This is a genomic window from Micromonospora sp. CNZ299 (assembly GCF_002754415.1).
In genome coordinates, this window is the sequence record NZ_PEFG01000001.1 from 230118 (window position 1) to 243069 (window position 12952).

The 12952-nt window shown below is 71.1% G+C and carries 11 protein-coding genes and 1 tRNA gene; 6 read left to right on the forward strand and 6 right to left on the reverse strand.

Annotation, left to right across the window (positions count from 1 at the left end; translation table 11 throughout):
• Nucleotides 1-10: 10 nt before the first annotated feature.
• The 4 genes from thrC to argS all read right to left on the reverse strand — a co-directional run bounded on the left by thrC (nt 11) and on the right by argS (nt 5572).
• Complete coding sequence (thrC, locus tag CLT68_RS01100; RefSeq protein ID WP_099848224.1) at nt 11-1060, reverse strand: threonine synthase; 1050 nt, start codon at nt 1058-1060, stop codon at nt 11-13.
• Nucleotides 1061-1198: 138 nt separating this feature from the next.
• Entirely contained in the window at nt 1199-2509 is a 1311-nt protein-coding gene (locus tag CLT68_RS01105; RefSeq protein WP_172862230.1) for a homoserine dehydrogenase, read from the reverse strand.
• 8 nt (nt 2510-2517) lie between these two features.
• Nucleotides 2518-3903, reverse strand: a complete 1386-nt coding sequence (lysA, locus tag CLT68_RS01110) for a diaminopimelate decarboxylase (protein WP_099848226.1) — start codon at nt 3901-3903, stop codon at nt 2518-2520.
• Nucleotide 3904: 1 nt separating this feature from the next.
• Complete coding sequence (argS, locus tag CLT68_RS01115; RefSeq protein WP_099848228.1) at nt 3905-5572, reverse strand: arginine--tRNA ligase; 1668 nt, start codon at nt 5570-5572, stop codon at nt 3905-3907.
• A 97-nt stretch (nt 5573-5669) separates the two neighbouring features.
• On the opposite strand from argS, the gene CLT68_RS01120 reads away from it, so the two are divergent.
• From CLT68_RS01120 to CLT68_RS01135, 4 genes are all read left to right on the forward strand, one after another.
• Complete coding sequence (locus CLT68_RS01120) at nt 5670-6479, forward strand: thioredoxin-like domain-containing protein (protein WP_099848230.1); 810 nt, start codon at nt 5670-5672, stop codon at nt 6477-6479.
• 8 nt (nt 6480-6487) lie between these two features.
• Complete coding sequence (locus tag CLT68_RS01125; protein WP_099848232.1) at nt 6488-7156, forward strand: DUF305 domain-containing protein; 669 nt, start codon at nt 6488-6490, stop codon at nt 7154-7156.
• Between the two features lie 384 nt (nt 7157-7540).
• Nucleotides 7541-8236, forward strand: a complete 696-nt coding sequence (locus tag CLT68_RS01130) for a winged helix-turn-helix domain-containing protein (protein WP_088949940.1) — start codon at nt 7541-7543, stop codon at nt 8234-8236.
• A gap of 92 nt (nt 8237-8328) precedes the next feature.
• A tRNA-Arg gene (locus CLT68_RS01135) sits at nt 8329-8403 on the forward strand.
• Nucleotides 8404-8500: 97 nt separating this feature from the next.
• On the opposite strand, the gene CLT68_RS01140 is transcribed toward CLT68_RS01135, so the two are convergent.
• On the reverse strand, nt 8501-9472 hold the full coding sequence (locus CLT68_RS01140; RefSeq protein WP_099848234.1) for a WYL domain-containing transcriptional regulator: 972 nt from the start codon (nt 9470-9472) through the stop codon (nt 8501-8503).
• A 107-nt stretch (nt 9473-9579) separates the two neighbouring features.
• On the opposite strand from CLT68_RS01140, the gene CLT68_RS01145 reads away from it, so the two are divergent.
• Nucleotides 9580-10005, forward strand: coding sequence for a VOC family protein (locus CLT68_RS01145; RefSeq protein WP_099848236.1), 426 nt, complete (start codon nt 9580-9582; stop codon nt 10003-10005).
• Between the two features lie 57 nt (nt 10006-10062).
• Here the strand turns inward: CLT68_RS01145 and CLT68_RS01150 are convergent, their stop codons facing one another.
• On the reverse strand, nt 10063-12198 hold the full coding sequence (locus CLT68_RS01150) for an ABC transporter permease (protein WP_099848238.1): 2136 nt from the start codon (nt 12196-12198) through the stop codon (nt 10063-10065).
• 124 nt (nt 12199-12322) lie between these two features.
• Here CLT68_RS01150 and CLT68_RS01155 point away from each other — a divergent pair, with 124 nt between their 5' ends.
• The gene (locus CLT68_RS01155; protein ID WP_099848240.1) at nt 12323-12949 is read left to right on the forward strand and encodes a TetR/AcrR family transcriptional regulator; all 627 of its coding nucleotides are present in this window, start codon (nt 12323-12325) and stop codon (nt 12947-12949) included.
• Nucleotides 12950-12952: the final 3 nt, after the last annotated feature.

Here is a 12952-nt window from a genome sequence, read left to right on the forward strand (position 1 = left end):
GGTGGAGCGTTCAGGCCAGGTCGAGGGCGCGGGCCGCGGCCATCGGGTCGTTCGCGATGGTCAGCGGCGCCGGCGCGGTGGAGATCGCCCACTCCGGGTCCTTCAGACCGTGGCCGGTCACCGTGCAGACCACCGTCGACCCGGGCGGCACCGCGCCCGCCGCGGCCTGCTGGAGCAGGCCGGCCACGCTGGCCGCGCTGCCCAACTCGACGAAGACCCCCACCTCGCGGGCGAGCAGCCGGTACGCGGAAAGGATCTCCCGGTCGGTCACCGCGGCGATCAGGCCACCGGAGGTGTCCCGCGCGTCCAACGCCTTGGTCCAGCTCGCCGGGTTGCCGATCCGGATCGCCGTGGCGATGGTCGACGGCTCCGGCACGACCTGGCCGGTCACGATCGGGGCCGCCCCGGCGGCCTGGAAGCCGTACATCTTCGGCGTCCGGGTGGTGGTGCCGGCGTCCCGCTCCTCCGCGTAACCCATCCAGTAGGCGGAGATGTTGCCGGCGTTACCGACCGGCAGGCAGTGGATGTCGGGGGCGTCACCGAGCGCCTCGACGATCTCGAAGGCGGCCGTCTTCTGACCGTGCAGCCGATCGATGTTGACCGAGTTGACCAACGCGACCGGGTGGTCCTGGGCCAGCTTCGCGGCGAGCGACAGGCAGTCGTCGAAGTTGCCACTCACCTGCAGGAGCTTCGCGCCGTGCACCAACGCCTGGGCCAGCTTGCCCAGCGCGATCTTGCCCTGCGGCACCAGCACCGCGCAGGTCAACCCGGCCCGGGCCGCGTACGCCGCGGCGGAGGCGCTGGTGTTGCCGGTGGAGGCGCAGATGATGGCCTTGTTGCCGGCCTCGACCGCCTTGGACACCGCGAGGGTCATCCCCCGGTCCTTGAACGAGCCGGTCGGGTTGGCACCCTCCACCTTGAGGTGCACGTCACATCCGATCCGGGCGGACAGCACCGGCGCCGGCAACAGCGGGGTGTTCCCCTCGTGCAGCGTGACGACCGGCGTGGCCGCGGTGACCGGCAGCCGATCCCGGTACGCCTCGATCAGACCCCGCCACATGTCGTTCTCCTCGCCTCTACCGCCGCGCCGACCCGGCATCACGGTCACCTTGGACCAGCCTGCCCGAGCCGTCGATCGCACACCCCGGCTTACCCACCTGGCGGGACACGCGAATCGTCCCGTCGATGGTCCAACGACTCAGGCGCCGCCCTCGACCCGCAGCACGCTGGTCACCGACCGGACGATGTCCAGACCGCGCAGCTCACCGACGGTCGCGGCGAGCGCGGCGTCCGGCGCGACGTGCGTGACGATGACCAGCTCGGCGTCGCCGTCCCGGCCCGGGGACCCGCCCGCCGAGCCCTGCCGTACGGTCGCGATCGACACGTCGTGCCGGGCGAACACGCTCGCCACCGAGGCCAGCACACCCGGGCGGTCGGCCACGTCGAGGCTGACGTGGTAGCGGGTCAACGCCTCGCCCATCGGCCGGACCGACAGGTCCGCGTATGCGCTCTCGCTGGCCGCGCGCACCCCGGCGAGCCGGTTGCGGGACACCGCGACCACGTCACCGAGCACGGCGCTCGCGGTCGGCGCGCCCCCGGCGCCCCGGCCGTAGAACATCAGCTGCCCGGCCGCGTCGGCCTCCACGAAGACCGCGTTGAACGCGTCGCCCACGCTGGCCAGCGGGTGGCTGCGCGGGATCATCGCCGGGTGCACCCGGACGCTGACGGTCTCCCGACCGCTGGCGTCGACGCCTCGGGCCGCGATGCAGAGCAACTTGATCGTGCAGCCCATCGCCTGGGCGCTGGCCATGTCCGCGGCGGTCACCTCGGTGATGCCCTCGCGGTGCACGTCGGCCGCGCCGACCCGGGTGTGGAACGCCAGCGAGGCGAGGATCGCCGCCTTCGCCGCCGCGTCGAAGCCCTCGACGTCGGCGGTCGGGTCGGCCTCCGCGTACCCCAGTGCGGTGGCCTCTTCCAGGGCCTCGGCGAAGCCGGCGCCGGTCGCGTCCATGGCGGAGAGGATGAAGTTGGTGGTGCCGTTGACGATGCCGGTGACCCGGTTGATCCGGTCACCGTGCAGCGACTCCCGCAACGGGCGCAGCAGCGGGATGGCCCCCGCCACGGACGCCTCGTAGTAGAGGTCGCCGCCACCCTCGGCCGCCGCCTCGTGCAGAGCGACGCCGTCCTCGGCGAGCAGCGCCTTGTTGGCGGTGACCACGCTCTTGCCGGCGCGCAGCGCCTCGACCAGCCAGCCTCGGGCCGGCTCGATGCCGCCGACCACCTCGATCACCACGTCCACGTCGTCACGCTTGATCAGGCCGAGCGCGTCGGTGGTGAACAGGTCCTCGTCGACCGGCAGGTCACCCCGGTCACGGCCGAGCCGACGGACGGCGATGCCGGCGATCTCCAGCGGAGCGCCGATCCGCGCGGCCAGGTCAGCCGACTGCTCGTGCAGCAGACGGACCACCTCCTGGCCGACAGTGCCGCAGCCGAGCAGCGCCAAGCGCACAGGTGACGTCATCCCACATCCAAAGCGAGCAGGTCCTCTTCGGTTTCCCGCCGGACGATCAGGCGCGCCTGGCCGTCGCGTACCGCGACCACCGGTGGCCGGGGTACGTGGTTGTAGTTGCTGGCCATGCTCCGGCAGTAGGCACCGGTGCCGGGCACCGCGACAAGATCTCCGGCCTGCACGTCGGCGGGCAGGAATTCATCCTTCACCACGATGTCCCCGGACTCACAGTGCTTTCCCACCACGCGGGCGAGCAACGGCTGCGCGGTCGAGGCCCGCGAGGCCAGCGTGGCCGAGTAGGACGCGTCGTACAGGGCGGTACGGATGTTGTCGCTCATCCCGCCGTCGACGCTGACGAACGTCCGGATGCCGTCGAGCTCCTTGACCGTGCCGACCTCGTAGAGGGTGAACACGGCCGGCCCGACGATGGCCCGCCCCGGCTCGATCGACAGGTGGGGCACCGCCAGGTTCTCCGCCGCGCACTCCGAGTCGACGATCTTGCGGAGGCGCTTGGCCAGGTCCTGTGGTGTCGCCGGGTCGTCCTGGGAGGTGTACGCGATGCCGAAGCCGCCGCCGAGGTCCAGCTCGGGCAGCTCCACCCCGCGCGCGTCGCGGATCTGCGCCTGGAGGGCGAGCACCCGGCGGGCCGAGACCTCGAAGCCGCTGGCGTCGAAGATCTGCGAGCCGATGTGCGAGTGCAGACCACGCAGCTCCAGCACACCCTCGTCGAGGATCTTGAACGCGGCGTTCGCGGCGGCGCCGCCGGCCAGCGAGAAGCCGAACTTCTGGTCCTCGTGGGCGGTGGCGATGAACTCGTGGGTGTGCGCCTCCACGCCGACAGTGACCCGCACCAGCACCCGAGGCCGAACCCCCCGCTCGCGGGCCAGCGCGGTCAGGCGGTCGATCTCGGTGAACGAGTCGACGATGATCCGCCCCACCCCGGCGTCCAGCGCCCGGGACAGCTCGGAGACCGACTTGTTGTTGCCGTGGAAGCCGATCCGCTCCGGCGGCATCCCGGCCGACAACGCGGTGGCCAGCTCACCGCCGGTGCAGACGTCCAGGTGCAGGCCCTCCTCGGCGATCATCCGGACCACCGCCCGGCAGAGGAACGCCTTGCCCGCGTAGAAGATGTCCTCGGTCGGGAAGGCCGCCCGGAAGTCGCGGCAGCGCGAACGCAGGTCGGCCTCGTCCAGGACGTACACCGGGGTGCCGAACTGGGCCGCGATGTCGCGGACGCTCAGGCCCGCGACGGCGACCGCGCCGTCGGCCCCCCGCGTCACGCTGCGCGGCCACAGCGCCGGCATCAGGGCGTTGACGTCCTCGGGGGTACGCAGCCAGGCCGGCCCCTGCTTGCTGATGTCCGCGTGCAGCGCACCAGCCTCATGAGCCCGCATGTCACATCCTCTCGGGAGCGGAGACGCCGAGCAGGTGCAGGCCGTTGGCGATCACCGTGCGGGTGGCGTTGTTGAGCCACAGCCGGGCGCGGTGCAGGTCGGTGACCTCCTCGTCGCCCAACGGCAGCACCCGGCAGTTGTCGTAGAACCGGTGGTAGGAGGCGGCGACACTCTCCTCCAGGTAACGGGCCACCCGGTGCGGTTCCCGCAGCTCGGCGGCCGTGGCCACCACGGCGGGGAACTCGGCGAGCGCCTTGAGCAGCTCGTTCTCCTTCTCGTGGTCGAGCAGCTCGGGACGGAACGCGTCCCCGTCGCCCGGGACCAGCCCCACCTCGGCGGCGTTGCGGGCCACGCCCGCGGTCCGGGCCGCCACGTACTGCACGTAGTAGACCGGGTTGTCGCGGGTCGCCCGGGTCCACAGCTCGATGTCGATGTCGATCGGGGAGTCGCTGGAGTAGCGGGCCAACGCGTACCGGGAGGCGTCCACGCCGATCGCCTCGACCAGGTCCTCCAGGGTGATCACGGTGCCGGCCCGCTTGCTCATCCGCATCGGGGCACCGTCGCGCAGCAGGTTGACCAGCTGCCCGATGAGGATCTCCAGGTTGCGCTCCGGGTCGTCGCCGAAGCAGGCGGCCATCGCTTTCATCCGGCCGATGTAGCCGTGGTGGTCGGCGCCCAGCATGATCACGACCCGCTCGAAGCCGCGCTCGCGCTTGTCCAGGTAGTAGGCGCAGTCCGCGGCGAAGTACGTCCACTCGCCGTTGGACTTGCGCAGCACCCGGTCCTTGTCGTCGCCGAAGTCGGTGGTGCGCAGCCAGGTCGCGCCCTCGGACTCGTAGAGGTGCCCCTGCTGACGCAGCCGGTTCAGCGCGAGGTCCAGCTCACCGCGGTCGTGCAGGTCCTTCTCGTTGAAGTAGGTGTCGAACTCCACCCCGAAGTCACGCAGCGAGGAGCGGATCTCGTCGAACATCAGCGCGACGCCCTCGACCCGGAAGACCTCCTGGGCGGCGTCGTCGTCGAGGGTCCGCACCTCCGGCCGGCGGGCCTGCACCTCGGTGGCGATCTCGGCGATGTACGCCCCGCCGTAGCCGTCCTCCGGCGCCGACTCACCCTTGGCGGCGGCGAGCAGCGACCTGGCGAACCGGTCGATCTGCGAACCCGCGTCGTTGAAGTAGTACTCCGTGCCGACGTCGGCGCCGGTGGCCCGCAGCAGCCGGCTCAGCGCGTCACCGACGGCCGCCCAGCGGACCCCGCCGATGTGCACCGGCCCGGTCGGGTTGGCCGAGACGAACTCCAGGTTGATCTTCTCGCCGGCCAGCCGGTCGCTGCGCCCGTACTCCGCGCCGGCCTCGACGATCACCCGGGCGAGCTGACCGGCCGCAGCCGCGTCGAGCCGGATGTTCAGGAAGCCCGGCCCGGCGATTTCGACCGATTTGACGCCCGATGCCCGGCCCAGCTCGTCGGCCAGGGCCGCTGCCAGCTCCCGAGGCGGGACGCCCACCTTCTTGCTCAACTGCAGCGCGAGCGTCGAGGCGTAGTCGCCGTGCTCGGGGTTGCGCGGTCGCTCCACCACCGTGCTCGCCGGCAGCGCGGCGCGGTCGAGCCCACGCTGCTCGAAGACGGCGTGGGCGGCGGCGAGGACGACCGAGGCTAGTTCTGCAGGAGTCACCCAACCATGTTATCGGGGGTAGACTCGGGCACTCGGCGGCTCCCCTGCGCGTCATCCGGCCCGCCACTCCCCTGACCGACCGACTTGACGAGGCACGATGAGCATCAGCACCCCGGGTGGCCCTGAGCGCCGCCCGACCGTGGTCAGCACCGGCAAGAAGCCGGCCGCCGGCCGGCCCGCCGCCGGCGCCAAGGCCGGTTCCGGCAAGCCGACGGGCAAGCCGGCGGGCTCCCCCCGGGCAGGTGGCAAGGGCCCTCGTAAGCCGGTCACCCCGGTCAAGGTGAGCCAGGGCCGCGCCTGGGGCCCCATCGCACTCTTCGTCGCGGTGGGCGTCCTCGCGGCCGGCATCATCGGCTACGGCGCCTGGGCGTCGTTCCAGGGCTCCAAGCCGTGGGACAAGCGGGCCAACGCCATCGACGGCATCGCCAACATCCGCAAGTCCGACCCGGACAGCCTGAAGTACGAGTCGCACAAGTCGGGCCCGCTGACCTGGAACTACTCGCCGCCGGTGGGTGGCGTGCACAACGCCGCCTGGCAGAACTGCATGGGTGACGTCTACGACGCCCCGATCGCCAGCGAGCACGCGGTGCACAGCCTGGAGCACGGCGCCGTGTGGATCACCTACCGGCCCGACCTCCCCAAGGACCAGGTCGACAAGCTCGCCGGCAAGGTGCGCGGCGTCGAGAAGACGCTGATGAGCCCGTACGAGGGCCTGGACAAGCCGATCTCGCTGCAGGCCTGGGGCTACCAGCTCAAGCTCGACAACGCCGACGACTCGCGGATCGACCAGTTCATCAAGGACCTGCGGGTGAACGCCTCCGTCGAGGGCCCGACGGCGCTCTGCAACACGGGTATCACCGCCACCGGCACCACGCCGCGTGAGCTCCAGCAGCAGCCCACCCAGTAAGGACGGCGATGACTGCCCCCGCCACCACCGACAACGAGTACGACGACACCCCGGCCGTCCCGAACGAGGACGGCCGGGCCCCGGCGTCGCGCTACGGCGTGCTGGCGCTCGCCGTCATGGTGGTGGTGGGGTTGCTCCTCGGGTACGCGGGCGGTCTGCTCACCCCGCGCGTCACCCGACCCGGTGACGCGTCGGTCGAGGCGGGCTTCGCCCGGGACATGACGTCCCACCACGCACAGGCGGTGGAGATGAGCCTGATCGCGTACCGGTCGGCCACCCTCCCCGAGGTGCGGCAGATCGCCGTCGACATCGCTACCGGGCAGCAGGGCGAGATCGGCGCCATGCAGACCTGGCTGCGCGAATGGGATCTGAGCCCCACCGGGTCGCAGCCGCCCATGTCGTGGATGTCCGACGGAGCCACTGTCAAGAACGGGCTGATGCCGGGGATGGCCACCCCGGAGCAGATGGCCGCCCTGCGCGATGCCAAGGGCATCGAGGTCGACCGGCAGTTCCTCGCCCTGATGTACGCCCACCACCTCGGCGGCATCCACATGATCGACGCGGCCCTCGGCGAGACCGACAACGACGAGGTGCTGCGGGTGGCTCGGACGATGAAGGCCACCCAGCAGACCGAGCTGAACAACCTCCGGCAGCTCCAGGCGCAGGCCAAGGGCTGACCGACCCACGGGCACACCGGGCCCGCGTCACCGCCACACGATGGTGGGACGCGGGCCCGCTCCCTACGGCCCCACCCGCGCCCGGCCCCGCCCGTGCCCCCGTCCAGCCCATGCCCGGCCCGGCCCCGCCCGGCCTCGCCCACGCCCAGCGCCGCCCACGCCCTTGATCGACTCGGGTTTCAGGAAACCGGGGTGTCAAGGCGACCGGGACACCCCGACTTCCAGGAACCCGATTCGATCAAGACGAAGCATGTTGGCTTGCGCCCTGAAAGATGGGCTTTTGTCTGTTGTGGGGCAATGGCGAGGCACGGGCGATTACGTTGCTTAGAGAGTTTTCTCCGCACATATCGTGACCAGTTGCGATTCGGGCTCGTTGCCCAAGACGTGGGGGTTGCACTCAGAGACGCACGGCGTTCGGTCACCAGTTGGTGCCGACGCCACACCATTGGCGGTGACGGGGCGGTGGCAGCCGTCCGTCGCGGACAGCGGCAGGGCGAGCCGGGAATGCTCAGCCGCGAACAGGAACTCGAACTGATCGACACACTGCGGGGCGTCCACCCCGACGAGTTCGGCTTGGACGAGGAGCTGTGGACGCGGCAGAGCCTCACCACGCTCATCCAACGGCGCTTCGACCTGCCGTTGGACCCTGGAGCGGTCGGGGCGTACCTGCGGGCCTGGGGGTTGGGTCCGCGCGAGCCGCGCGAGCGCGCCTGCGGGCTCTGCGTCAGCGCGGTCGAGCGCTGGGTCCGCAGTGAGTACCCGGCGATCACCCGGGCCGCCCAGGAGCACCTCGCGGAGGTCTACTGGATCGGCCGGGTCCGACTGCGCGGCACCATGCCGGCGGCGGACGTGATCTCCGCGGTCTCGTCCCGTGGTCGGGTGCGCTTCATGATCACCACGCCGACGGTGGACCCGCCGCTCCCCCGCGACTTCGTGCTGCGGCTCAGCGGCGAGGAGCAGCGCACCGTGCACCTGATCGTGGACGGCTCCTGGCCGCGCAACGAGTGGCCACGTCGGCTTCCCCGGCGAATCGTCCTGCACCCGCTGCCCAGTTGCGGGCGGGCGATCGCGGCGGCCTGAGCACCGGGTGGGCCGGTTACCGACACGATCGGCTCACCCGATACCGATTCGGCGTACGGGGGGAGGGTTTGCTAGTCTTCTCCAGTCGCTGAGCCCCCGTAGCTCAGGGGATAGAGCACCGCCCTCCGGAGGCGGGGGCGCAGGTTCGAATCCTGCCGGGGGCACCAAGAAAGATTTCACCCGACAGTGCCGGGCGCAGGAGCGAGTTTGGCTCCCGCGCCCGTTTTGCGTTTCCGGCGGCCCTTCCGCCGCCGCGACCTGCCGTCATCCTGCTGCGTCGGCGTAGCGACGGGCGAGCCCTGCGAAGGCGGCCTTGAGCTCGGCGGGCCCGATCACCTCGATGTCGGCGTCGAACCTGCCGAGCGCGGCTGCGAGGCCGACCCAGGACCAGGAGCCCTGTACGAGCTTGCAGCGGTCGGGGCCGAGTTCCTCGACAAGCCCGTCGCGGGTGTACGTGGCGACGACGGCGGCGGGAAGGTCGAGGACGACCTCGCCCACGCAGGGCCACGCCGAGGTGTCGGTGGAACCTCGGAAGCGGCCCGCGACGTACGTGGTCACGTCTCCCATGGGCAGTTGTCGTGGGGTGAAGCGTGGTCCGGTCGGGGTACGCGGGCTGACCCGGTCGCAGCGGAAGGTCCGCCAGTCGTCCCGGTCGAGGTCCCAGGCGACGAGATACCAGCGACCCTTCCAGGTGACGAGGTGGTGGGGCTCCACGCGGCGGGGCGGCGCGTCGGTGGCGGGGCTCGTCGAGGCGTAGTCGAAGCGCAGAACCTCGTGGGCGTGGACGGCCGCGCCGATGGCTGTCAGCACGGTGCTGCCGACCGGGGTGTCCGGCCCGGTGGTGGCGGGTTGTCCGACGGCGGTGACCTGGAGGGCGTCGATGCGGTGCCGCAGTTGGCTGGGCATGACCTGCCGCATGGTGTTCAGCGCTCGCGCCGCGCCCTCCTGGATGTCCGCCCCGGAGAGGGCTGCCACCTGGAGTGCGACGGCGATGGCGACGGCTTGCTCGTCGTCGAACAGCAGGGGTGGCAGTTGGGCGCCGGCGTCGAGCCGGTACCCGCCGTCCGGCCCCTTGAAGGCTCTGATCGGGTAGCCGAGCTCGCGCAGCCGGTCGACGTCGCGTCGCACCGTTCGTGGGCTCACGTCCAGCCTCTCGGCCAGGAGGCCGCCCGGCCAGTCACGCCGGGCCTGGAGGAGCGAGAGCAGCGACAGCAGTCTCGCGGAGGTCGTGGCCATGCATCCGAGTCTGCCCCAGATAGCGGCCACAACCTGACCGCTACCCCTGCCATCGTCGGCGTTGCACCCGGGCACCAGCCACGGGTCATGTCACACGAGGAGCAGCAATGAGCATCAAGACCGTCGCGCACATCAACCTTCGGGGCAACGCGCGGGCCGCCCTCGATTTCTACCGGGCCGTCTTCGGCGGGGACCTCGTCGCGGTGACCTACGCCGACGCCCACAACGTGCAGAGCCCGGACGAGGCCGACCAGGTCATGTGGGGTCAGGTCACGTCCGCCGAGGGCTTCCAGATCATGGCGTACGACGTGCCGTCGGCACGGCCGTGGAGCCAGGGCGAGAGCCCGTTCTTCGTCTCGGTCCGGGGCAGCGACGCCGACGAGATCACCGGCTACTGGAAGAAGCTGAGCGAGGGCTCGACCGTCCTGGTCGACCTCGCGCCCGCCGGCTGGGCTCCCCTCTACGGCATGCTCACCGACCCGTTCGGCGTCACCTGGGTGCTCGACGTCGCCGTCGAGTACGACGCCGCCTGACCAGAGGGAGCAGCCCACCGCCGATCCCGAGGGATCGGCGGTGGGCTTCGGTGCCGCTCAGTGCGCCTCGGCCGGCACCAACCTCAGGTGCGCCTCGGGTGTCGTACCCGCGTCCGGGCCGCCGGAGTCCGAGCGGCGCTCGCGGCGTTTGAGCCACCGGTCGATCACGAGGTTTCCGACGAGCCCGACAGCGCCCCAGATGGCGATGACCAGCAGGTTCTGTCCGACGCCGACGCCGTCGAAGTACCGCAGCGATCGGGCGATGTCGACCGCCGCGGGCAGCGGCAGCACGTCCTGGAGAGGGCGGAACACCTCGGGGACCAGGTACACCGACATGCCACCGCCGGAGGCGGGTACGCCGGCCATCATGAGCACCACCATCATCGGGATGATTCCCGCCAGGCCGACGGTGCGGGTGAGCACTCCGGTGGCCAGGGAGACCGAGAAGATGGTCAGGGTGCCGTAGGCGATCGTCTCCAGGGCGTTGCCGCTGATCGCGCCGATGAGGACGTCGAAGAGGAACCACAGCCAGACGGACATGCCGATCGCCCAGCCGCCCAGCAGCGGCAGGAACTGGCGCAGGCGGCGCACGTGCGGGGCACCGCCACGCAGGACGGCCAGGAACAGGAAGCCGGCCATGATCCAGGACATGCCGACGTACATGCTGTTGCTGCCGCCGGTGTCGGTCTCGCTCAGGGGTTGCACGTCGGTGAGCGTGAGCGGGAGGCCCTGGGCCGCGGTGATCGGCTGGAAGATCGCGCGGATCGCGGACTGCTGGCTGGCGTTCGCGGCGGACGCCGAGTAGAGCGTCGCCGGGGTGTCCGGTGCCGACGGCAGGACGAAGGCGGCGACCACGTCGCGGGAGCGGATCTGCTCGGTGGCCTCATCCACGGTGCCTGCGACGGTGACGTCGAGGATGCCGTCGAGCTGTGCGTTGAGACCGGCAGCGGTCTGCTGAGCCTGCCCCGGGGCGCCGGCGACCACGACGACCGGGATGTCGTGCGGTTGCGGTTTGTGCATGGAGAACCCCATGGCGCCCACGACGACCACGAGGATGGCCAGCGGGAAGCCGGCCGCGGCCACGTACCGGAAGCGCTTGGAGCGCGGCGGCCCGCCGGCCAGAGCGGGGGCCTTCGAGTCGGGGTCGCTGATCGGGGGGACGCCGGGGATCATCTTCCCGCTCGCGCTGCGCTCCTTGAGCAGGCAGAGCGCGAGGGCGGCCACGATCCACACGGCCAGGACGATCAGGTGGGTGCCCAGACCGTTGCCGTCGAAGTACAGGACCGAGCGCAGTGCCTCACCGGCCGCCGGGAGCGGCAGCACGCCATGCAGGAACTGGAAGAACCCGGGCATGTTGTGCACGGACAGGGCCAGGTTCGACGCGGGCATGCCGAACACGACCCAGAGCAGCATGCCGGGCAGCACCGCGAGGGGCCCGACCACCTTGGAGAGCAGCAGCTGGGCCAGGCCGACGGCCGCGGTGGCGAGCATGCCGACGCCGAGGAAGGTGAGGTAGTGGCCCTCGACGGCACCCACGACGGGCCCGAGGATGAGCCAGATGATCGAGCTGGTGAACGCGGACCAACCGGCCAGCACGGGCAGGAACCGTCGCAGCCGCAGCAGGTGGGGGACGCCCATCACCATGATGCTCAGTGGCACGTACCCGGCCAGCATCATGCCCATCGCGGCGAACAGGACCGCGATGCCGGCCGAGTCACCGGCGGGTAGCGGTGCGACGTCCTCGGTAGTCGTCTGCCAGCTGTTCTGGAAGGCCACCGGCGCGAGCAACTGCTGGACGGTGGCGTTCTGTGAGGCTCCGGCCGCCGAGGCGGTGAGGATGGTGGCGTTGGCGCCGCCCGCGGTGGGCAGGATGAGCGCGCCGGTGGCTTCCTGGTCGTGCAGCAGGTCGACCGCGTCGTCGCGGGTGGCCACCAGGGTGGCCTCGGTGCTGTCAGCGGCGTTGAGCCCGTCGACGACGGCCTGCGCCGTGGCGCCGCTGCCGACGACCGCGACCGGCATGTCCCGGGGGTGCGGTGAGTGCATGGTCGACATGTAGGTCGCGAACATCATGGTGACCATGAGGAACGGCATCACGAACAGGGCGACCATTCGGATGATCTGTTCCTTGCGGTCCGCGCCGGGCGGGCGGCCGTCCACCACGTCGGCAGCCTCGATCACGGCTTCGGTATCCATGCACGCTCCAGCTCATGTTTGTACGCCAGTTGACTTATAAACTGTAGGCGGCGGATGCCGGGACCGGGAATCCGGCTAGGTTGACCTGAGTCACATCCGGGCGAGAAACACGAGGGGGCCGGTCATGAGGCGCTCCGAGGCGGCCCGCACCGCGCTGCTGGACGCGGCGGAGCGGCTGTTCGCCGAGTCGGGAGTCGCCGAGGTCTCCGACCGCAGGGTGGCCGAGGCGGCTGGCAACACCAACCACTCGGCGGTGCGCTACTACTTCGGTGGGCGCGAGGGCCTGCTCAAGGCGCTCATGGCCCGCCACGTGCACGAGGTGGCGCAGGCACGCGTCGGCATGCCCCCGACCGACGACTCCGTCCTCGGCGACATCCGCGGTCTCGTGGAGCCGAGCATGCGCGTCCTCGACCAGCTACCGCGCCCGAGCTGGCGGGCCCGGTTCCTGGAACACATGCTGCACAACCCCGCCACCTTGCCGATCATGCGGGAAGCCCAGGACACCACGCCCCAGGCACTGGAGTTGCGTGAGTCGCTGGCCGCGCGGCTACGGCACCTCGACCCGGAGGTGGTCGCCGGCCGGGCGCTCCTGATCACCCGCATCGTCAGCACCACGACGGCCGAGGTCGAAGCACGCGCCGAACGCAACGGCGAAGACCCGCGATGGCCCGAGGTCGGCGACTTCCTCGTCGACGCCATCACCGGAATGCTCAGCGCCCCCATCAGCCGGCCACGCCGAGCGGAGAGCTGATCG